This window comes from Faecalibacterium sp. OF04-11AC (assembly GCF_003460645.1).
Classification (GTDB): domain Bacteria; phylum Bacillota; class Clostridia; order Oscillospirales; family Ruminococcaceae; genus Faecalibacterium; species Faecalibacterium prausnitzii_I.
In genome coordinates, this window is record NZ_QTVP01000009.1 from 33078 (window position 1) to 54018 (window position 20941).

28 protein-coding genes are annotated in these 20941 nt (G+C 51.3%); 2 read left to right on the forward strand and 26 right to left on the reverse strand.

Annotation, left to right across the window (positions count from 1 at the left end; genetic code table 11):
• Nucleotides 1–70 precede the first annotated feature (70 nt).
• The 10 genes from DXA70_RS06320 to DXA70_RS06365 all read right to left on the reverse strand — a co-directional run bounded on the left by DXA70_RS06320 (nt 71) and on the right by DXA70_RS06365 (nt 8858).
• Nucleotides 71–1945: a hypothetical protein gene (locus tag DXA70_RS06320; RefSeq protein WP_128117933.1), complete on the reverse strand. Its 1875-nt coding sequence runs from the start codon at nt 1943–1945 to the stop codon at nt 71–73.
• Nucleotides 1942–2328: an HK97 gp10 family phage protein gene (locus tag DXA70_RS06325; RefSeq protein ID WP_347553506.1), complete on the reverse strand. Its 387-nt coding sequence runs from the start codon at nt 2326–2328 to the stop codon at nt 1942–1944. Before DXA70_RS06325 ends, DXA70_RS06320 begins: the two co-directional genes overlap by 4 nt.
• 9 nt (nt 2329–2337) lie before the next feature.
• Entirely contained in the window at nt 2338–2931 is a 594-nt protein-coding gene (locus DXA70_RS06330) for a hypothetical protein (RefSeq protein ID WP_128117934.1), read from the reverse strand.
• 58 nt (nt 2932–2989) lie between these two features.
• Entirely contained in the window at nt 2990–3451 is a 462-nt protein-coding gene (locus DXA70_RS06335; RefSeq protein WP_199522856.1) for a hypothetical protein, read from the reverse strand.
• A 28-nt stretch (nt 3452–3479) separates the two neighbouring features.
• Complete coding sequence (locus tag DXA70_RS06340; RefSeq protein WP_128117935.1) at nt 3480–4145, reverse strand: hypothetical protein; 666 nt, start codon at nt 4143–4145, stop codon at nt 3480–3482.
• An 11-nt stretch (nt 4146–4156) separates the two neighbouring features.
• Entirely contained in the window at nt 4157–4780 is a 624-nt protein-coding gene (locus tag DXA70_RS06345; RefSeq protein ID WP_128117936.1) for a hypothetical protein, read from the reverse strand.
• Nucleotides 4781–4881: 101 nt separating this feature from the next.
• Entirely contained in the window at nt 4882–5097 is a 216-nt protein-coding gene (locus tag DXA70_RS06350; RefSeq protein ID WP_128117937.1) for a hypothetical protein, read from the reverse strand.
• A gap of 104 nt (nt 5098–5201) precedes the next feature.
• Complete coding sequence (locus DXA70_RS06355; RefSeq protein WP_128117938.1) at nt 5202–6965, reverse strand: phage major capsid protein; 1764 nt, start codon at nt 6963–6965, stop codon at nt 5202–5204.
• Nucleotides 6958–8109, reverse strand: a complete 1152-nt coding sequence (locus DXA70_RS06360) for a phage portal protein (protein WP_347553507.1) — start codon at nt 8107–8109, stop codon at nt 6958–6960. Before DXA70_RS06360 ends, DXA70_RS06355 begins: the two co-directional genes overlap by 8 nt.
• A 128-nt stretch (nt 8110–8237) precedes the next feature.
• Nucleotides 8238–8858, reverse strand: coding sequence for a hypothetical protein (locus DXA70_RS06365; protein WP_128117940.1), 621 nt, complete (start codon nt 8856–8858; stop codon nt 8238–8240).
• A gap of 121 nt (nt 8859–8979) precedes the next feature.
• On the opposite strand from DXA70_RS06365, the gene DXA70_RS06370 reads away from it, so the two are divergent.
• Together DXA70_RS06370 and DXA70_RS06375 are read left to right on the forward strand one after the other, a co-directional pair.
• Entirely contained in the window at nt 8980–10032 is a 1053-nt protein-coding gene (locus tag DXA70_RS06370; protein WP_128117941.1) for a hypothetical protein, read from the forward strand.
• Between the two features lie 23 nt (nt 10033–10055).
• Nucleotides 10056–10421 carry a hypothetical protein gene (locus DXA70_RS06375; RefSeq protein WP_128117942.1) on the forward strand — a complete coding sequence of 122 codons (366 nt, stop codon included), beginning with the start codon at nt 10056–10058 and terminating at the stop codon, nt 10419–10421.
• Nucleotides 10422–10424: 3 nt separating this feature from the next.
• On the opposite strand, the gene DXA70_RS14265 is transcribed toward DXA70_RS06375, so the two are convergent.
• The 16 genes from DXA70_RS14265 to DXA70_RS06445 form a co-directional block, all read right to left on the reverse strand.
• Nucleotides 10425–11372 (reverse strand): terminase TerL endonuclease subunit, encoded by a 948-nt coding sequence (locus tag DXA70_RS14265; protein ID WP_243001172.1) that lies wholly within the window; start codon nt 11370–11372, stop codon nt 10425–10427.
• The gene (locus tag DXA70_RS14270; RefSeq protein ID WP_243001174.1) at nt 11309–12169 is read right to left on the reverse strand and encodes a hypothetical protein; all 861 of its coding nucleotides are present in this window, start codon (nt 12167–12169) and stop codon (nt 11309–11311) included. Before DXA70_RS14270 ends, DXA70_RS14265 begins: the two co-directional genes overlap by 64 nt.
• 185 nt (nt 12170–12354) lie before the next feature.
• On the reverse strand, nt 12355–12708 hold the full coding sequence (locus DXA70_RS06385) for a hypothetical protein (protein WP_128117943.1): 354 nt from the start codon (nt 12706–12708) through the stop codon (nt 12355–12357).
• Nucleotides 12641–13246, reverse strand: a complete 606-nt coding sequence (locus DXA70_RS06390; RefSeq protein WP_128117944.1) for a hypothetical protein — start codon at nt 13244–13246, stop codon at nt 12641–12643. The genes DXA70_RS06385 and DXA70_RS06390 overlap by 68 nt, the downstream gene beginning before the upstream one ends.
• Nucleotides 13224–13454: a hypothetical protein gene (locus DXA70_RS06395; RefSeq protein WP_128117945.1), complete on the reverse strand. Its 231-nt coding sequence runs from the start codon at nt 13452–13454 to the stop codon at nt 13224–13226. The genes DXA70_RS06390 and DXA70_RS06395 overlap by 23 nt, the downstream gene beginning before the upstream one ends.
• 1 nt (nt 13455) lies before the next feature.
• Nucleotides 13456–13899, reverse strand: coding sequence for a hypothetical protein (locus DXA70_RS06400; protein WP_128117946.1), 444 nt, complete (start codon nt 13897–13899; stop codon nt 13456–13458).
• Nucleotides 13900–14081: 182 nt separating this feature from the next.
• A complete protein-coding gene (locus DXA70_RS06405) occupies nt 14082–14282 on the reverse strand; it encodes a hypothetical protein (RefSeq protein ID WP_128117947.1) in 201 nt (66 codons plus the stop codon).
• Nucleotides 14269–14616: a hypothetical protein gene (locus DXA70_RS06410; protein ID WP_243001176.1), complete on the reverse strand. Its 348-nt coding sequence runs from the start codon at nt 14614–14616 to the stop codon at nt 14269–14271. The genes DXA70_RS06405 and DXA70_RS06410 overlap by 14 nt, the downstream gene beginning before the upstream one ends.
• A 352-nt stretch (nt 14617–14968) precedes the next feature.
• The gene (locus DXA70_RS06415) at nt 14969–15238 is read right to left on the reverse strand and encodes a hypothetical protein (RefSeq protein ID WP_243001178.1); all 270 of its coding nucleotides are present in this window, start codon (nt 15236–15238) and stop codon (nt 14969–14971) included.
• A 29-nt stretch (nt 15239–15267) separates the two neighbouring features.
• The gene (locus DXA70_RS06420; RefSeq protein ID WP_243001180.1) at nt 15268–17232 is read right to left on the reverse strand and encodes a helix-turn-helix domain-containing protein; all 1965 of its coding nucleotides are present in this window, start codon (nt 17230–17232) and stop codon (nt 15268–15270) included.
• Nucleotides 17214–18032: a hypothetical protein gene (locus DXA70_RS14275; RefSeq protein ID WP_243001182.1), complete on the reverse strand. Its 819-nt coding sequence runs from the start codon at nt 18030–18032 to the stop codon at nt 17214–17216. The genes DXA70_RS06420 and DXA70_RS14275 overlap by 19 nt, the downstream gene beginning before the upstream one ends.
• On the reverse strand, nt 18029–18589 hold the full coding sequence (locus DXA70_RS06425) for a hypothetical protein (RefSeq protein ID WP_128117949.1): 561 nt from the start codon (nt 18587–18589) through the stop codon (nt 18029–18031). Before DXA70_RS06425 ends, DXA70_RS14275 begins: the two co-directional genes overlap by 4 nt.
• Nucleotides 18531–18851 (reverse strand): hypothetical protein, encoded by a 321-nt coding sequence (locus tag DXA70_RS06430; RefSeq protein WP_128117950.1) that lies wholly within the window; start codon nt 18849–18851, stop codon nt 18531–18533. The genes DXA70_RS06425 and DXA70_RS06430 overlap by 59 nt, the downstream gene beginning before the upstream one ends.
• An 871-nt stretch (nt 18852–19722) precedes the next feature.
• Nucleotides 19723–20043: a TFIIB-type zinc ribbon-containing protein gene (locus DXA70_RS06435; RefSeq protein ID WP_128117951.1), complete on the reverse strand. Its 321-nt coding sequence runs from the start codon at nt 20041–20043 to the stop codon at nt 19723–19725.
• A 143-nt stretch (nt 20044–20186) separates the two neighbouring features.
• Entirely contained in the window at nt 20187–20582 is a 396-nt protein-coding gene (locus DXA70_RS06440; protein ID WP_128117952.1) for a hypothetical protein, read from the reverse strand.
• Nucleotides 20575–20916, reverse strand: coding sequence for a hypothetical protein (locus DXA70_RS06445; protein WP_128117953.1), 342 nt, complete (start codon nt 20914–20916; stop codon nt 20575–20577). The genes DXA70_RS06440 and DXA70_RS06445 overlap by 8 nt, the downstream gene beginning before the upstream one ends.
• Nucleotides 20917–20941 lie beyond the last annotated feature (25 nt).

Here is a 20941-nt window from a genome sequence, read left to right on the forward strand (position 1 = left end):
ATATCTGAAAATGTCTCAAAGGCTCCAGCGACCTCATTGATTCCCCAGTTCAGTCCATCCAGAACGGTTTTTAATGCTTTGCTCTTTTTGCTGCCTTGGTAAACTTGGTCAGCGCATCTCCGATGGCGGCGGTCACGCTCATGATACCGTTTCCAAGCGGAAGCACCGCAGTAACCGCTTTTCCAAGATACTCAGCCACTGTCAGTAGAATATCTTTTCCCAGCCCCAGCACGCTAAATAAGCCTTTGAATGTCCGGTACAGCTTATCCGTCGTCTCTTTGCTCAGGGTCAGTTTTGCTGTCATAGTATCCAGCATCTCTGCAAACTGGTACACCTGACTTCCGCTCATACCCTTGAATATGGCATTGAAGCCCTTTTTCACCGGGGCCATCACGCTAGCAATGCCGTCCCACACGTTCCATAGTGCCTGAACAAGATGCTCCCGACCCGAGACTTCTCCCATTTTCTTGGAAAACTCTCCCAGCTGAATGGTTCCATTTTGCACTTTTTCGTCGAGCTGTTCAAACAATGCCACCTGCTTTTCAACCGTGTCCCGGTCAAACCCCAGTGCATTTAGCTGCTGGTCGCTCATCCCCTGGAGTTTTTTCAGTTCAGCTTCTGTTCGTCGCAAACTCGCGATCAGTAGTTCTGCGCTGACTCCATTTTTTTGCAGAGCCTTATCAAATCCTCCAGCTTCTTCAATCTGCTCGTCTGTGAGTTCTCCGCTTGCTAACGCCATTTTCTGCAGGGTATACTCATAGGCATCCATTCCGTCGCCCATCGTATCACGCAGTTGCTGCCAGCCAGAATTCAACCCCTGTTTTAAGCGACCATTTAGGGCCTCAATTCTAGGCACAAAAATATCGTAAAGCCGCTCTGAAAGTTCTGTCCAGGTCTCAGTAGCCTCCTCCTTGTTGCCAAAGAGAGTCTCAAATACTTTCATCCAGGAAGAACTTACTGCATCCTTCGTGGAATCAATGGCCTGCGCAAAACTCGTTGCCTGCTGGGCTGCCAAGGCCGCACGCTCTGCCAGCTCACCGTACTGTCCACTCAATTTTTCCAGTGCTTCAGAAGTGGTAAGCCCCGGAGTCTGCTGCACCATGTCATAGGCAGCCGTCATCATGGAGGCGTACTTTTCAAAGGTCTTCTCCATCACCTGAGTGTCGGCCCACTTTTTGGAAAGGCTCGATTCAAAGCTGGCAATGGTCACATCGCCTTCTTTGATCTTGCCAAGCTCCACTGCCGTGTCGATCAGCTCCTGCTTCAGGGCTTTCGTGGCGGTACCCATCAGGTTCAGGCTCTTCCAGTCCTGCAATTGCAGATGGCCTGCGCTGTAGCTCTGGGTCAGGTTACGAATGGTGCTCTGGAAAGCAAATCCCGTCTTACCCGCATCTGCGGTGGCATTGGCGATGCCCATGATCATGGGGATCATCTTGTCAATGTTGCCGCCCGCTGCCGTCATCTGGCTCAAAGCGCTGGTCATCTCGTTGAAACTGTAGCTCGTCTCATCCGAGTACCACATCAGCTTGTTCAGGTAGCCGTTCACCTGGTCGATGCTCTTACCGGTGGCGTTCATGATGGTCTGTACGTTGGAGGTCTTCTCCGTGTACTTGTCCCATCCGCTGGCAATCTGGTCCACCGAGAGGCTTTTTACCAGTTTCTCGCCTGCGTTCACGGCCTTGTTGGTAATGTTCACCAGTGCCGTGGCGGCTATGATGTCCAGCGCCGAAAACTTGCTCTGCAAGTCGTCCAACGAGCGGGACATGGTATCAAAGTCTACTTTTTCCGCAGCGGCGTCCAGCTTTTCAAAGCCCTTTTCGGCCCCTTTGAACTGGAGCTTTTCCATCAACTTGTCGATTAGGCCAATGGTCTTCTTTGTGTTTTTCTCAAAGTCCGCATTGTTGAATTGCATCTCAACAACGCGCTGGTCTACTTCCCGGCTCATTCGGTCCTCACCTCACCCCAAGCCCGCTGTGCAATTCGTTCAAATATCGGCCGCATGGCCGGGTTGATGTAATCCACACCCTCTACATACCCGCCGTTCCGGGTACCGTGGCCATATTGCAGGATCACTGCAATGGGCACGCCATCCACAATGTTAGAGTTGGACCACGTAATGGTGATCCGTCCGTCGCTCTTGTGCACGGCATAGCTCCAGCTGGCAGCGGTCTTACCTGTATCTTTCGGCGTGGCCCGTGCCAGTGCCTCCACGCCCTCTTTCCCGTACTGGTCCAAAAGATCGTCCAGCTGTAAGTTCGAGCATCGCTTCAAAAATTTTCGTGTCTTCTTAAAGTTGCCTTTCTGCTTGAATACGATGATCTTCGGCATTTTGAAAAATTATCCCCTCGTATGCAGTTTTGCCTTTCGCTGGGCGTTCAGAGCCCGCTGCTGGGCCATTGCCTCGCCACGGCTCATCTTCTTGGGCGGTGTCTGGGCTTCGCTGCACACCCGCAGCAGCGTCAAAAGTCGGTTCAAGTGCCATTTTTCGCACTCTTTCGAGATGCCCAGCTGGAACATCTGGCAATACAAAACCTCGGCCGTCGTCACCGTTCCGCTTCTTCGCGGCGGTGCTTTCTGCCGAGGTCTTTTTGCCGGGTCTCTTGGCTCGTTCGGTTTTGGCTCCCCATGAAACCAGGTCGCGGTCATGGGGTCGTCCATATATGTGTTAATGGCATTCAGCTGTTCTCTCGTCAAAAACTGGTACACCTTCGGGTCAACGCCCTTGTCCAGTGTCATGCAGCGCAAATAATCCAGCTGCTGTTCGCGGCTCATGCTACCGCCGGACGAGAAAAACGGGATATGCCACTTGCTTTCCCATTTAGCCAGGGAGAGCAGAGAGTGCTCCAGCCGCAGAGTCGTTTCCCGGATATACAGGAACTCCTCCCGGTTTGGGTCCCATACCTGTCGTGCAGGAATTTTCAGTACCAGCATTTCTCTTCCCTCCCTGGGGTGTTAAATAGGTGCCCTCCGTGGGCGTCAGGTTTCGTACTTACAGGTTTCCGTCTGCGCGGGCTGCATCAAGCACGGGCTTTGCAGCGTCAACAATGCTCAGGCCCGGCTGTGCAGACTGGGCAGCAGCGGCCTTCTTTTCCAGGTCCTGGGGAATCACGTTGTTGAAGAACTCGGTAGCGGCCTCGGTGCTGGTCAGCATTTCCATATACAGGTCGCTGTAGGCCTGCGTGGCCAGGAAATCCTCCAGCACCGCCTGGTTCTTGATGAACTTCCGGCCGTCCGGGCTCAGCACACCGTAACTCTTGCAGATCATTTTCTTAAAGAGCTCGGTCATCTCGGTCTGGTTCTGGGCGTTCACGATCCGCTCGATCATTTCCTTAAAGCCGCCCTCGGTGGAAAGCTGCATCTCCATCAGCTCGGCTGCCGTCAGGTTGAAGTAATAGTCCTCCACGCGCTTGGTACCGCCAAAGTCGATGGTCTCCATCGTTTTCTTGTACATAGTTTCTTCTCCTTTTTCGATAAGAGGTTTACTCGGCTGCCTCGCTGGTAGTGATCAGCTGGATCAGCTCGTCCGGGCTGGGCAGAGTGGCCTCGGCGCTTGTGTTGCCCCAGAGCTTGTCCTGGATGGCCTGCACGGTCTTCTCTTTCAGCTTGGAGCAGTCGATCTCCATGTGGCAGCTGGGACGGTGGCCAGTCACGTTCACGGGGGATGCACTGCACTCCCAGCTAAAGGTGATGGCGTCCGGGCTGTCGTTGATGGTCGCATAGCTCTTCTCGGAGGGAGAAGCCGTGCTGTTCCAGGCCACGTGGATCTTCTGGCCCACCTCGTCGGAAACGTCGTTGCCCTTGGTGGTCACCCAGCTGAAGCCGAATGCCTTGCGCTTCTGCTGGCCGATGGTCACGCCGGCTGCCACGTGGGCAGAGCCGTCGCAGGGCTCCCACTCCTCGGGGTAGGTGTAAGCCTCAATGGTGTAGGCGTACTCCTCGGCAGAGCGCAGGCTTGCATACTTGATGTCATCTGCGTAGAGCTTGGTCTCCTCCGCGCCGGAGGGGCTCTCGGTCACAGCGGTCAGGCCGTTCCAGGCCACGCCATTGTCGTAGCTGCCCTCGTTGTTCATGGGGTAGAGCACACCCATCTTGGTGCCCATTTCGTAGAACTTCTCGCCTACGGCATCCCAAATCAGTCTTGCCATGGTATTCCTCCTTATTGGTAAATGGTAAAGGTCGTGTGGTATAAGTTGTCAGAAACAAAAGAGCGGTCGTAGGCGCATTTCGGCAATACGCTTACGGCCACTTTCAGTTTCGAGTCTGGGTCGGAGTCGATCACCGTCACTGTGTAAAACAGGTGCTGTGCATAAACTCCGTTGTTTGCGTGGCGGTTCTGCCTCCGGCTCTCGCTGTACACGATACAGGGGTATTTCAGCTTGTAACCGGCAGGCGGCTGGAAATAAAGGTTCTCTTTCCCGGTTGCCTGCCGCAGCACTTCACGCAGTTTCGTGTCAAGGTTTCGGCGTGTTTCCATTCCAGAGCCTCCCAACGTCAACACCAGTCGGGGCAGCTGCACCTTCACAGCGCTCACTTTCCACCGCTGGCCCATGAATGTTGCATACCGCAGGTTGTAGAGGTTCGCCGATGCAAATGGGTCGGCCACTACACTCAGCTGGTTTCCAAGCTGGATGTCTTCGTTGACCTGGTCGCTCCCCTGCATCTGCCGCCCAAACTCCAGCACGTCGCCATAATAGCTCCGCTCTACGATTCGCTCTGCAAATACGCTGGGGGCCGATTCGTCCGTGTCCTCCGCAAACCCGATCTTCCCGCTCCATTTCATCGGTTTGTTCCTCCATTTTGATTAGTTAATGCTAACCACAGGGCCAACCAAATCAGCCTCGTCTGCCACAGCCGTGCAGGTGGTGGCGGTGGTGCCATCGGTCACCACAACACCGGCTGCCAGCAGAGCAATGGCAGGTAGGTCTTGTCGGCAGCCACAACCAGCAGGCGGCCCAGCTTAAAGGCCCGCTCCACGTCCGCCTTCTTGGCTTTGGTCTTGTGGTCCTCTTCCTCATACAGGGCCTTGTCGGTGTGCAGGTAGGCAATGTAATTTGCCACGTGCAGGTCATAGCCGGTTTCGTAGATGGTGTTCAGCATAGTTCTATCCTTTCATTGATTCTTGGCTCCCCCAGTATGGGAGCTCCGCAAGGCGCTCGCCATCGGCGAGACCGAAGCGGCGAGAGGTTTACATTTGATATGGTTTAAGCAGCCCACTCAACAGCCATGGCGCTGAACGGGGTGGTCAGAGCGCCAGAGCAGCGGGTCTCGATCAGGTACTTCTGGGCGTTGAAGTCGATGTCGAAGTCGTCGAACATGGAAACAGCGCCGCCCTTGTCTGCGCCCACGGTGTAGTCGGCCAGGTTCACGATCAGGCAGACCAGGTCACCGCCCTTGGCACCCTTGCGGCCCTCCATCTCGGGGATGGTCACAATGTTCTTCACGCGCAGCTTGCGGGCCAGAGCAGCCTCGTCAGCATACAGCGGGTGGCCGATGCTGTCCTCCAGCAGGAGCATCTCGGTCAGAGCGTCCTCCGTGGTGAACATGGTGGGGGTGCCGGAACCGCGGTACTCCTTGCGGCTGCGCAGGATCTGCTTGATCAGGGCCTTGTACTTGTCCTCCACGGTGGTCAGGCCGGTGGTCTTGCACTGGACCTTGATGGTAAACAGGTCTGCGTCGTTGAACACAGGACGGATGCAGTTCTCGTCGATCTTGTCCTCAGAGGCAGCCAGACGGCCGTCGCCCAGCAGGTAAGCCAGAGCCAGCTCACGGTTCAGCTTCAGGCGCATCTCCTGCTTCAGCCATGCCACAACGTCAAAGCTGGTAATGTCGATCACGTCGTCGCGGTCCAGCTTCTGCTTCTTGTACACGGTGGTAGGGCTGGTGGAGCGGCGCAGCAGGCCAAAGACCTCTTCCTTCTTGAAGTTGCCCTTGATGTAACCCTTAGCGCGGGCGTCGTCCTCGGTCAGGTCGGCAAACATGCTCTTGAACCGGCTGAAAGGAATGTGGTGCACAGCGCCCATGACCACGCTCACCCAGTCGTCGGGCTTATCAATGATGCGGGGCGTGGTGTCCAGCAGGTGATCCTCAGGGAACAACCAGTCGATGTTGTCGATGCTGTGGGCCAGCTCGTCACTGTCCATGCCGGCATCCTCAAAGGCGGTCTTCATGGTGCCGTGGCTCTTTGCGGTCTTGACCACATTGTTGATCTCTTCGATGCTGTGCTTCAGCACGGTTGCGTTGGTATCTTTGTCGAAAACATTATGCTTCACGGTTTCATCCTCCTCACCGTTGTCTTCGCCGCCGTCCACTTTCTTAATGGCCATGCCAACAAGTGTGTGGCAGCACTCCTGCTGTTCAGGGGTCATACTCTCGTACACCTCTTTCAGCGTCTTGTCGTCGTTCTGATTTTCGTCCGCCATTTTGGCTTCCTCCTGTGTTTTGCCGCCATCGGCGCTGTGTTCCAGCTCCTCCAGCGGGTTGCCGTTCGGGTCCATACCGTGGGTCAGGCTCAGGCCCGGGTCGTTGTAGATAAACGCTTCGCCGCCCTCGTAGTCCTCATCGGCGCTGTGCTTGATCACCTCGTCGATCAGGGCTCCGGGGTTGCAGCCCCCCAGCACAAGGCTTACCTCCTGGATAAAGCCGTGCTTTACGGTCTTGCCCACCTTCTGCAGGCCGTTGGCAAAAATGGAAAACGCGTTCAGGTCGCCGCTTTCCACGCACTTTCGGGCCGTCCGTCCGGTGTCCGTGTCGTTGAACTTGGCGTAGCAGTACACGCCGCCGGGGCGGTTTTCCAGCAGGCAGTGGCCGATCACGTTTCCAATGTCGCCGTGGTCATGGTTGTACACCATCGGCACCATGCGGCCGTCGCACTCACGGAAAGCATCCTGTGCAATGGTCAGGCCGTCGTAGCACTGGACGTTCGCTTTCGTCGCCCAGCCGCTGCAATCATAGTCGAATTTAGCCATTTTGATTTGCAATGCTCCTTTCTACGGCCTCTCTCCCATTCGTAATGGTCTGATTCTGGGCCGTGATCTCTTCTTTGGAAGCCGAAATGTTCGAGTTTCGCAGCTCGTCCGCCTTCGGGTCCTTCGAGGGTTTCATCCCGATCACCTGTCGGAACTCGTTGCTCGTCATAATCTCGTTGCGGGTAAACTTGTCGGCCATCTCCGCCACCATGGAAACAGGTGCCAGCTTGAACGGGTCGCGGAAGAACAGGATGCTCTCCCGGTCCTCTTCCCGCTGTTCTTTGGTCAGAAACTTTCGTCTCATCTCGTCCACAGCAGCCGCCACCAAAGGCTCGATGGTACGGTTTTCGTAGTTGGTCATCACCTTGTCGTCTGCAGTACCGTTCATGATCTCCGGCGTGATTCCCAACTGACTGTGTGCCATGTTCGTCAGGTATTCCACGCTTTTCAGAAGGTTGTTTTCGAGCGAGCGATTCAACTGCGTAATGTGTTCCGTGCTATCGGTATAGGCGACGCCGTATTTCGAGCCTGCCAGCTGGTCTTCAACTTCCTTGCGGCGCTCCAGGGCTTGCTGTTTCCGAGTCTCGCTCTTTACAACATATGGCAGCTGGATAATGAGATCCAGCTTGCCGCTGCCCACCTGTTCGTCGATCACGTCCATCAGGTTCAGCTTACGGACGAGCCGCTGGATGGTGCCGTTGGGCTCGTTCATCACGGCGTAGAACGGGTTCTCGATCAGGGCTACCCGGCTTTTCGGCAGGGTGAGCTCTTCCCGCTGGCCCGTTCGGTCGTTGTACAGTTCCAGCCGCACATCGTCCGGGTACCATTCCTTCACCTTACCAACTCGCATGGATTCGATGCTTTCCTCACCTGTCTGCACATCCGCATCCACGTCCACGGGCACCAGCGCGATCACGCCCTCGTCAAGCACCGAGAGGAACATGTCGTACCGCAGCGCCCGCCCGGTCTGGTCTTTGTTGGCGGAGATGTTCAGGCAAGAATTAAGGCCCGAATCAACGGTTTCGCTGTAGCGTCCGTTTTCATCGAGCCTTACGTGATTGATGGTGATGCTGGCCGCATCCATCGCAATGCGGCTGAGAATGGCGGTCAGGATGGTGCGGTCATTCCCGCGGTTCAGTCGCACTCGGTCGGGCCGGTAACCGTATCCGCCATAATAGTTTTTCCCGGGAGGGTCCCGGTTCAAAAATGCATTCCAGGCGTGTCTCAGTCTGGAGCCAAAGGTCTGTGATGCCATTTTGAATTTCCTCCAGATCAGGACTTCTTTACAGCCGAAGCCATTGCGGCCGTTACAACGGCTTTTTTCAAAGTATCACTCCCAGTCGCATTTACGGCAGCCACAGCGATATCGCCATAGTGATTCAGCACTGCATCCACAGCCACCTTGCCCGCCACGCCACCGATCGCGCCTGCTGCGCCGCCAACGATTTTGTTGCCAGCAGTTTTCAGCAGTTCAGTTACATATGCTTTTCCTGGCGACGTGCTCTTCTTCAGCTCCAGATACTGCTTTTCTTTCTGCATTCTGGAAATTCTCTGATTCAACTCTTCATCGGTCATCTTTTTGGGATTATTGGAACGAGCCTTCGTCGAATGGCGTTCAAGCTTTTCTGCAACTTTTCTTTGGCTTCCATACAAAAGGTTAGGATCAGACTTCGGCCGATTTGTCCAGCCATCCTTGTCCATCGGATGAGCAGTATCCTTCAGAAGCTGTTTGACAACATTTCCGGCTTTCTTGATGCCGTTTTTATAGTCATCTGAAGAGTATCGTTTTTTCCCAGCGGATGTCAAAGTACCATCCGGGTTCTGGTATCGCCGCACACCCCACTTCATGCCTTTGATACCCCAATGGTACAGTTCGTCATTATAAACGGTCACACTTTACCTCCTTTACAAATAAAAAACGCACGTACATTCTGTATTCCTTTCGCAAAATTTGTTGCAAACAATCGGTTCCTGCGGTATGATAGAGTCACCAAATATGAGGAGGCTCCCCACCATGGCTGATTGTGAACTGCTTTCCACTCAGAATCCGAACTATGAAGTAACAACGAGCGATGTTTCTTTTGATTTTGGCGATACATCACGCTTCCGAAAAATCGAGTTTCCAGAGCAGGCTGGTTTTACTGCAAACAGTTTGCTTCAGCTTCTTCCTGCCTCGGCTGCATCGGATGTTGCCTCAAAGACCTATATCCTGAAATTCCCGGAAGGTGTTCAGGGAACGCTTTTGCATCTTCGTCAAGGTGGATATGCAACGACTATGGTAGATTCCACCTCACATTTCAGTGGAACCGCCTCCCTGCACCCGGTTGACCCAGCATCTGTAGCGTTATTCAACGTTTTTAGTGTTACCTCTTTTGTAACCGGGCAGTATTTTCTACGGGATATCTCCTCGAAAATGTCCGAAATCAATCGAAAGATTGATGATGTGCTGACATTTTTGGAGGATTCCAAACGGACTGAACTCCTGTCGGAACTAACTTTTGTAAAATATGCAGTAAAAAATTATGCAACCATTATGCTAAGTGAGCCCCAGCGCATAGCGACACTGACAAATATTCAGCGCTCCAAAATTCGTGCAGTTGCTGATGTCGATTTTTATACAACCGAATTAGAACACCGAGTTAACGCTAAAGATGTCAAAAAGAATCTGCAACCAGTTCTGAATGCAAAACAGAATCTCGATTTAGCATCTCAGCTCTATGCGATCAGTTCTATCATGGAATCCTATTATGCACAAAACTGGAATGCTGCCTATCTGAAAAACATATGCGAAGAAGCAGAGTTACTGTTAGGGCACACAAAAAACAGAATTTCGGATGCCATTAGCCCTTGTGTCAAAGATATCCGAGACGTACATAAGGAAACAAAGTTCAAGAAGAACCCTACGCCCCTTAGTCCATTAGAAGAAAAAACTCTAAAGATATCCGATGCTCTCACAAATCAGGTCCATCACCCACTTATTGCAGTCATTGATAGCGCCTTGAAAGCACCTATGAAAGCATCTGAACTCTATCTTGCTGCCGACGGTTCTGTATATCAGCATCTTTAAGCTGTATCAAGAAGGAGTTAATCATGTGGTTTTTCATTGGACTTATTCGTTCATCAGTTCTTTATGCTTTTGTTTTATCACTGTTCCATGGGACAGTCTCGGTAGAATTTGCGATCATTTACGCAGTATTCCTCTTCGGGAACTTTTTGTTGAGTAAGATCAAGAAAGATGGACTATCTCTGGATGAGCTTCTGACGGAAGCAATAAAGCATGATGCACTTGTGCCGTTTCTTGGTGTCAGATCTCTTGTGTTGGTCTTTCTCGGGAAATATCTTGATAGCCCGCATGAACCTCGTGCTGCTCTTTTTCTAGCACAAGGCATCATTGAAGGTATCTGGGGCACACTTCTTGCCGTCTGTCTCGCAATCACGATTATTCAGGTGGCATAATTCTCACTCAAACGCATCCCGGTTCTGTTTCCATGCCACGTAAGCGTCCATCATGGCCGCCACGGCGTCGATCTTCTGGTCCTGCCGCTGTTTGTAGAGCTTGCGGTTGCCGTTGGTGTCCACCAGTGTGATGCAGTTGCCCATGGCAAATTGCATCAGCTGCTCGTCAAAAATCAGCTTCCGCTGTTCGCTCAGTTTCTTCAGCTCTCCCAGCGGTACGCTCTCGGTCTTGGCGCCCTGGATCACTTTCGTGATGCCAAAGGTGCCGTTCTCGATGCCCCACCGCTCCACAAACTCTTTTGCGTTGTAAGGGTCGTAGCCAAAAGCCCGCACGTCGTATTCATTCTGCTGGATAAAGTTGTCCAGGTCGTCGTACACCTGCATCATGTCCAGCACGGTGCCATCAAAGACGAACAGCGTCCCCTCCTGCATAAACTGCTCATACTGCTGCCGTCGGCTCACGGGCAGCTGGCTCAGGGTGTAGCTGGTAATGTAGTCCCGCGTCTTTACCCCAAAATATCCGTTTGTCAGCGGAAACAGGAAGGTAAAAGCACAGAAGTCGTCCCCCATGCTGAGGTCTGCTCCCATGGCGCAGGGCATCTGCCAGTAATCCCGGTGGCGGTGGCACAGCGTTTCATCGTATGGGAAGAAATAGGTGTATCCCTCCATCGGTAGGTTGAAGCGCTTTGCCAGAATGTCGTTTCGTGCACTGGGCGATTTCTCGGCACGTTCCACGTCCAGTTGGTAGGTCTCGTAGCTCACGGTCTTGCCCAGGTTTGGGTTGGCCTTCAGCCACATTTCCGGCTGGCCCACCTCGTCCAGGGAGTCCAGCTTGTAGTACCAGATGGACACATGCGGGTTGATGTACTCCCCTTTCAGGATCTGCATCAATTCCATTTTGATGTCGTCGCCGCAGCCATTGCGCACGGTGCCCTCGGAGGAAGCTGCCACAATGAGATAGTTCTCATTCTTGCTGCGCCCTGTTCAATGGCGCCAATGGGGTCTTCCCGGATGTCGCAGCTCAGCCACTCGTCCACGGTCGCCACCGTGTCACGCCGTCCCTGCAGCTTTTCAATGGTCATGGGCCGCACTTCCAGCAGGCTGTTGGTCAAAAAGTTCTCGATGCCTTTCTTGGTGCTGGCCATCTTCACTCGGTCGGCTTTGCTGCCGGTGGTGTTCTGCAGGCTGCCCTCCGTCATAAACTTCATCACGGGGCCTTTGGCTCGTGCTAAAGCTGTGCGAAATGGTGCCAGCACCTCCTCGGCCTGCTTCATGGTCGGTGCCGTGGTCAACTGCTGGGTGGTGTTGGTGTTTGCGGTCATGAAGTAGGCCTGCAAAAACTCCAGGTACATGGTCTTTGCGGCCGCGCGGGTAATGATGAGGTATTGCTTCTTGATCAGCCGCTTTTTGATCCGCTTGGTCTCGTAGTGCCCGCCGCCTCCGTGGGGGTTTGGCACAAACACGCTGCGCTCCACAAAGTAATACCAGCCAAAGATCTCTTCGGCCCATAGTTTAAAGCTGTCCAGCATCTTCACGTCACCGCCGTCGGTCAAGGTCAGTTCATCCTCGCAAAACGCGATGAAGCCGTTCACTGCCTTGTCGTCGTACCAGATGCCGGGGTTTGCAATGAGATCGTCAATGCGGTTCATCTCCATGGAGATTTCCCTGCAAACCGGGATCTCCCCACGCATCACGGCCTCCCGAAACCGGCCGTAGTAGATCGGCGTGGCCGTGTTTGAGAGTGCCATATTTTCTTCTCCTTACCGTTTTGCCTGATAATACGGCTTGCTTTCCAACGCTAAACACAAACTGCTGTTCGGGCAGCGCATGGTCCCGCATTTGGCACAACTTTCGCAGAGCGCATACGAGTTTTCCGGGCGCTCTGCTTTCTTTTGGTGCTCCATCGCCCACTCCTGAACGACTTTCAGAAAGCTCATGTGTTTTCTTCCGGCACGTCGTGCTCCACGTTCAGCCGCCATTCCATCTCGGAGGCGGTATTTTTCAGCGCTTCCATGGTGGTGCTGCTTTGGGGCACATCGAACCCCAGCAGCCGCACTTTTACTGCTGCATACGCCTTGACGGCTGCCACTTTTATCGGGTCCGGCAGAAACTGTTCCCACGTCTCCCCGGTTCCCGTGATGAAGAACCCCTCTTTGGGCCCTACCCCCATCTGGGTCAGTACCAGAAACACGCTGTTCAGGTACATCACAATGTCCGGGTCAAAGTCCGTGCACTCTTCCGCCACCCCCAACAGTTTCTTTACACTGGTCAGGATGCTCTCGCTCATTTTGATGTACCTCCCATGACTTTTTCTCTTCATTCCACTTGTCAATTGCACTGCTAAGAGCATTGGCTGCGGATACCATGCTTTTCAGCTTTTCAAGTTCATGGGCTGTGGTATCTGCTTTCCGTACCGCAATATACCCTCCTGCTGCTTTCACACTTTCAGCATTTTTTGCAGTATTCATGTAAGTCATTTCAGCATCTGTTTCAAAGGTCGTCTCGCGCTGGATTGATGACTGCACGGCATCAGCCATCCTTAATTGAAAGTCATAGTCATAAAACCCGGGGTCAACGCTATGAACCTCGGGAACAAGATAACCCTGTGCGGGCCTCTCATGCGGTACACGCCAATACTTGCTGATGCCCGTTCCGGCAATCGAAACGTTCGCCCACAGCAGGCATTCGTCCAGCTTTGTCAGTGCCAGGCCTCTTTCCATGCTCGGGTTCAACTGCCGGAGCATCACTTCGGCCTCTTCCAGCTTTTTCCTCAGGAGGGCGCTGTAATCCTGCTCCCGGGTGCTAAACGCTTTCTTCGGATACATTTTCGTTTTCCTCCACAACTTCCCAGTCATCGCAACACATCTGACACAGGTTCATACCAAAGTCGCTCACTTCCCGGAAGTTAATGTCATTTCCTTGTGCCGTGTGGATAATAAGCTCTCCCCCGGCAATTCGCCAGTAGCCTTTCCAGTGGTGCCGCCTTACTTTCAGGCCCTGCTTCATACTGATCCATGCACTCGTCCAGTTCATATTACTTCCTCCATGGGCAGGTGTCGCCCGGCTTTCGCTCTCCATCCGGCAGCTGCGGCTTTTTCCCCGTCCCGTAATGGATGGCCTTGTGTGTCACCGCCGAAACACAAATGGCGTTCTCCGGGTCCAGCAGCTTTTCGCTGTGCCGAATCACATCTTCTTTCGTGATCGGATTCAAATGGTGGATGCTGATGCGTGGCCGCACGGGTCTTCCATCCCGCAGCACCCAGTCTGTGATGGGATGGTCTTTGCACCCCAGGTCACAACCCATGTCCCGGGCAATGATCCTGTCCCGGAACTGCCGCCACTCTCTCGATTGGTAGAAGTCTTGGTTCAGCCATCGGTCAAACCCAAAGGTGTCTCTCCCCACTTCCCCATGCAGCTGCAAATACTCCAGCCGCTCCTCGTAGGTCGGCAGGGTGCATAGCTCTGTGTAGGTTTTCATACAAACAGCTCCAATATCTCGCAGAGTGCAATCATCGCAGACAGCACCCCAAGAATATACAGCATAGTCGTACTGACTGCATTTTCGGGGTGACGTCCAAAGTATACGGCTCCCAAAAAGATAGTAAGGCTGCAAAACCATAGCACAGCTAACGCCGTCTTATAGTCCACCATTTTATCAACTCACCTCAGCAGACCCTTCTGCTGGAATGCCGCATACAAAATCAGCATTCCGCACCATAGCAATGCAGGCATCCCGAAGTGCGCAAAGAGTTCCATTGCATAACTCTGCGTGTGTTTCTCTGCCCACTCCGCAAAGAACACCGAGCCAAAAACAATAACGACAAGCCAGAACATAACAAATGCCAACTCAGTTAAAGTCATACTCGTCGTCCTCTCCCACACCGTTGTATTTTGCCATAGCTTTCAGTACGTGTTCGTACATTTCCTTGCTGTCCTTGGCAGATTCCAGCGTCTCGGTCTTGGCACGCAGCAACTTGTTCTCTTCTTCCAGCTTCTTTTTCTCAAGGTCCGCTTTCATGGTCGCCAGTTTCAGGAAATGCGTTGTTTCTGCACTGGAGGCAGTTCCCTCCCGCAGCCGCTTTTCCACCAGCGTCATGGCAAGGTTTATCATATATTGCTCTTGTGCTTCTGGGGTCGAGGCAGGCCGGGCCGAAGCCGCAGCCATCTCCCCTGGCGCGTTTTTCTTCGGCCGCATTCTTACCGTCCTCTTTTCTTTTTGTCAATGTATTTGCTTTTGCAAGGGTTCATGGGAGGCGCATAAAGTACCTGTAGCCTGCTCTTGAAAGGAGAAGAAAGATGTACAATTTTGGAGGTTGAACATCATGTGGTGAACCCGAAACCCGTGTCATAGGAGGAAACGTTTTTCTACGGTGGTGTCTTCTCCCATGAGCCCTTGCAAAAACCGCCGAAGCATGGTCTACACCCCATACCTCGGCGATATTCTTTGTTATTGTTAAAGCCCAAATATCAATTTTCCCTCCGGGGAAATATCAAAGACCGGCGCGATTTGAGAGGGGGTGCCATTTTTGAGACCCCCTCCCTATGGTTTACGCGCTTTCAGCCAGAGCTGGATCGTCTTTGATCTCAATTTTGAGCTTCTTGTAAACGTTTAACGGATCAGCAGCAACGATCTGATCAATTGCTTTCTCAATTTCATAGGCATTTTCATTGTCTGTGAACTGAGAAGAAGTATGTGCAAGGCGCATAAGCAGACCAGAAGAGTTATAACCGTGATCCGTGTCATACTGATACCACTGTTCAAACTGCTCATACGGACTGTATGGGTTATCGAACGTAGTCAGAAAGCATCGAACCATAATTCTAAGCCTTTCTTGTTCGTAATTTACTAGTTCAGAGCGCTATAGACGGTTGATTCTGGAACGCCACAAGCCTGTGCAATGTCCTTATAGGTGTAACCACTGCGAAGCATCGCTTTTGCCTTGCTCATCTTTGCAGAAGACATGACAGTTGCAGTTTTCGGCATTGCACGTTTTACAATTTCGTCAGAATCAGAAGAATTAAGAAACTTCGTCAACATATTGTCCGAAATTGCACCAGCCTGAACAGCTTTCCATTCTTTATCCGTAAAGGTAACCTTGGACTTACGTCCACTAGCTCCCACGGAATCGCGTGCACGCTGCATTTCGACAGAAGAAATCTTCTTGATTTCTTTCTTGTCAATCGTCGGGTTAAGTCCCTGTTCCTGAATCTTAGCCTTGATATTGGCATTTGCAATCAGCATAGCCTTACGCTCTTTAGGTTTATTAGCTACCATGTTGTTGTACTTTTCTTTCAAAGAAGCAACTTCTGCAGCATAGGTTTTGGCTGCTTCCGGGTTCCGCTGGATGCCTTTCATGTTAGCAGCCTCTTTGCGAGCCTGGTTAGCCATGGCTTTGAGCTTATTGGAAAAGTCTGCGTACAGGTTCTCCTGGATCGTGCCAGAAGACAGAGTGCGGGCATCCTTAGTCTCAGAGATAAGGCTTACCGTATCCTCAGCGATACGTTCTTTACCCGTCTTAGGATCGGTAAAGGTTCGTCCACTCTCTTTGTAAATAAACTCGCCTGTATCCTTGTCAACACGGACGCTGCCACGACGCTCGGGAACACGAACCGTCTGCTTACGGCGGGACAGCAGGGTGGATGCGCCACCATACTTGGTATTGCCATCCTCGTCAACGCGCACCTGCCACTTCTCTTTCAGTTCCTGGATACCATTCTCTTTCTCAGAGCGCTTGTAGTCCAGCTTGTGCTTCTCGGCATCAATGACGACCATAGAGTGCTTAACGGCGCGAGCCAGCTCATCTTCGGATGCACCGCGCAGGGTCATATCCGTGATGAGGTTAGAGATCACGCCCATCTCGCGCTGCTTTTCCTCTTTCTTCATGAGGCGCACATGATTAGGGTTTCCCTCGGGCACAGCATAAGCAGTCTTAGGATCAAACCCCTCAAGTGCTTTTAGCGGCCGCGTAGATTTGATGGGCACCTTATCGCTGATAGGGATGATCATAACGGTATCGCCGTCGAAGTCGGCGCCAGACAGGCGCTCTGCAACCTTTGCATTGATACCGATTGCATCCTGGATCTGCCCGAGATTGCGCTTGCCATGCAGATTCTTATTGTTTACCGTAACAATAGGAATTTCAAAAGTGCCTGCATGGGGAAAACGAATCAGTGCAAGCTGAGTGCCGTTCTCATAAGTCGGGCAGTAGGCTTCGTTCTCCTTGATTTTGTTGATCGGCAGGATAACCTTAGTCGATTGCCCGGGAAATGCCGATGCTTTCAATGTCATCGACGTGCCCTCACAGGTGTCCGCAAAGTCGTTCAGCAGCTTCTTTTTGACCGTCGGGTTATCATAGTGCATGATTTCATCATACTGCGCTTGATAGTCCGCAACCGTCAGCTTCAGCTGGTTCTCAATCAGCTTTTTGGGCTGCTTGGACAGGAACTGCGAGGAAACGTTTCGGGACATAGTATCCCAATCGCCCTCTTCTTTCAGCTTATTGATAGGAGAAAGATGCTCTTTACCATCGGCACCAATGTACATGCTCTGGCCATTCGCCTTAATGGCTGCACCAAACGGATTGTCCGGGTCAGCTTTTGCTTCTTTCAAGACTTTCATCTTAGGCGTGCCAGAGGGTTTATTGGTGTTGAACATGACATCCACACCATCAGGAAGATCATCCGAATAGACGGCCATGCCTTTCAGATAATGGTCTCCATCTACCAAAATACGAACCTGCGCATAATGGCTTTTGCCGAGATCCAGGTCAGGAACGCCACGACGAATTTCCATCACGCCGTCTTTGTCCAAACCGCCCTCATCGCCATAGCGAATGGCAACGCGGCTTGAGTCCAGACTGGACGGGCGCTGCAGCTTCGTAAAAGTGTCACCACCATCATCAGAATGATAGTCGCCCAGAGAGTCGATCTGTTCCTGATGCTGATAGGCATACTTCTGGTCAAACTCGGGCTTTGCCAGCACCGTAATGTTGGTCTGCTGCCGAATATTGGTCGGCTGGCGAATACCAACGCCATAGCGCTTGTAACCGTATTCTGCCTCCAAGGTGTAAGCAGCTTTATCAAGCTCAGACTCTGAGACACCGAGCACCTGATTGGCGCCTCGGAAATATCAATCATGCCTTTCTTGTCAACTTCTTTTTTCAAGATGTCGGCAATATTTTCAGCACGTTTGGCTTTTTTGTCGATGTTTCCGGCATATTTTGACCGAACGCTCGATTCGCTCATCCCGAGTTGGTTTGCAATCTCCGTCCAACCAAGTCCCTTGTTGTCTTTCAGGTCTTTAATCTGCTCGTATTCAGACTGCTTCCTCAAACTGATGGCCTTACTTCTTGCAACACGGAACTCAGTAGGGCTCAGCTGATACTCCTTGGGGAGCGTGTCGTTTATGGCGTTGATGATATCCTTTTCGGACAGCCCTTTTTTCTTCAACGTCTCAATACGAGACAGAAAATCACCGGAATGCTGATACGGGTTATCGCCAGAGCCCCAGGGATAGCGGCCAGAATGGCGTTTGGTACCATAATGCTCCAGCATGTTTTCGCTGGTGCTGATGCCATAATACGAACGAATATCTTTCTCAATCGGATTCATGCTACTGCTCCTAACTTCAACTCTGCAATCACGTTATCGAACTCTTTGATTTTGGCGACGATAGGGTCAATTTCCTCAAAAGTAGGAGTTTCGACCAAAATATCATCGTTCTGGTAAATTCGATTCTCAATCCGAATATCTTTCGGATGAATGTGGTACTCCATGCAGAATAAAGCATCATAAATAAAGAGCTGTTCCATATGTGCAGGAACAGCCCCGGTTTTAAGATCATGAATACGAAGAAAATTGTTCTCAAAAGAAATAGCATCTGCAGTACCAAAGCAGTTCTCGCTGTAAAACAGCACCTGCTCCGGCGTCATGCGGAATCCGATTGCATCATTTACGTATGCATTGAGCGTCTTCTTGCTCTTCGGCAGCTTCTGGTTCAGATTGATGCACTCGGCTGCAAATGCATGGAGTCGGGTGCCTCGCTCTTTGGCCTGGAAGTTCATGAATGCATCGGCCAGGCGCTGCGCGTCATAGTTCAGCCAATGATACTTACTGGCTCCCAGGAATGCATGCTGCCCCGTGAGCCTGGAATGATCGTTCCATTGCATTGAGTATCTCCTCCTTGTTTTCGGGATAGATGAAAGCAGCAAAGCTCATCTCGTTCATCTGCCGGACGTAATAGTCCTGATTCGGACGATGAGATGCATTTGCAGACTTCTTTCCCTCTAATGCTGCCCATGTTGAGCCATACAAAACCAAGAGATCCGGAATGCCCTGAATCTCGTTGGGGTCGAGATGAACTACCTTGCAGCCAGGAAAGCGTTCTTTGATTTCTTTCACCAATCCTGTCTTGAATTTGTTTTCGAGCATAGTACAACCTCCAAAATGAAAGGAATAGTGCGTTTGAGACGCATTCTATTCCCCTCATAAAAGGGGATGTTTTTATCGCGGGGGTTTTTGTGTGAAAGTGTGAATTTTTGTGTATTTTCGTGAAAAATGGGAAAAGAAAAAGCCCCTGCAATTTTCATGCAGAGGCATTTGGTTTTTAGGCTCAATATCTATATCTATTGAATAGTTCTTCTGGACCGCAGCACATAGGGAGTTTTTCGTACTTTCGCTCGCCGTAGTCATCCTGAATGCTACCTGCGTCGCAATCATAATCGTATGCTTCCGGGCCATGGTTTCTATAGAGGTCATCAAACGAATACTCTATTTCACATTGGTCACATCTCCATGTTTCCGGGCCAACTTTCTTCATATGATGACCGCATTCGCACACAGGTGCCTTAACATGAAGTTCCACGAATTGATTTGCTCGACAGTCTACATGATTGCCGTCGCGATCAGTTGTCCACCATTCCTCGAAAGCCATATTTTCACCTCGTAGAATCAGAAGCGTTACGTTCGTACACTGTGGTTCTATGATACATCATCTTACATGCTTTTTTCAAGCCAAAAACTCGCTGTGGCCAAAAGCCCATTTTTTCTCTCCTATTACTATATATAAATTTTAAAAATTTTTACTAAATAAGAAATAAAAGTGGGTTTTTGGCCACACTGCATATTTTTAACGTATCTACGTTAAAAGTTGTGGCCATTTTTTCAAAAATTTTTGGCCACAAAGTGGGTTTTTGGCCACGAAATCCATGCTTTTCAACGCTTTATCACAAAAATTCACAAAAAGCGGCAAATAAAAATGGGCAGAAGCGGGCGCTAGTTCAAAAAGAACAAAGCGTGAATTCTAATGGAAGAAGCCCAAAAACCCGCCTATCATCAGAATCGCAAAGCAAACGATTATAATGATTAAGCAAGTTTTGATTGTTTTAGAAGCATTGGCGTTTTCTTCGTGCCTCTTCCGCTCCTCAAATTCCATCTTCTTCAGTTCGAGCTCCTTGGCATCCTTAGACTCCTGGATTCGTGCTTCATCCACGAACCGATGAGTCTCCCGGTAATCATCGAGCATAACCTTAGTCCCACAATACTCGCAGAACATAAAATCGCGGTTCTCATCCTTTACCGTGAGCTCACCGCCGCAACTGGGGCATTTTACCGTCCGTGCCATAATCAGCACCTCCTTAATGTTGAGTCAAGAATATCATGTAGGAGTCGAAAGGTCAACCTATTAGGGAGCACGTATCCAAATATACATCATATCTTAGTCGTTATAAAAATAAGAGCCGCAGAAATTTCCACGGCCCTTGATTATTAGCTCCTCACGTCCACATCCGGCAGAACATCCGTGTGGAAATACATTTTATAGTGGTACGGGTCAGTGGTCGTGCCCGTAATATCTTCCACTACGTACATCGTGTAGTCGTTCAGGTAAATATAATTCTTCTTGTACGTACTCGGCCCTGTCTTCACGGTGCACACCAACTCGTTTTCAGAATTGTTGCTGATGGCCATAAGACCTTCTGCCTCCAGAATGATCTTATCCGTTCTAGCATTGTAAACCGTGATCCTCCGCTCCGTCTCAAAGTAGTCGGCCTGCTTCGAGATGTTTGCATTCACCTTATCCGCCTCACTGCACCCGCAAAGCCAAATGCATCCCAACAGCATCAGCAGACACATAATCAAACAAGCGATACGATTCTTACTCATTTTTCATCAAACTCCTTGCTGCTGCGTAAATAAATTTTTTCACAGACCATACATCCACCCGATACTGAACACGCAGCTTCTCCAGCTCGGGATTCGGATACTCGCCTGCTCGAAACTCAGTCATATCCATCGCCCTGCGCAAACGTCGATCCGCCGCACCAGGACTACAATGAAACCGATCCGCCAGCATGCTCTCGATATCCGCCAGCGAGATAAACTGATGGTGCCGCAGGTCTTCCATCGTAAGCTCCACTGCTTCGCCAATCAGTTCTCCACCAAAGGTCAGCATGGGAACCTTCAACTTAGCGAGAAAATCATACGTTCTTTGCTGCATTCTCGTTCACCACATCCTTTCCCAC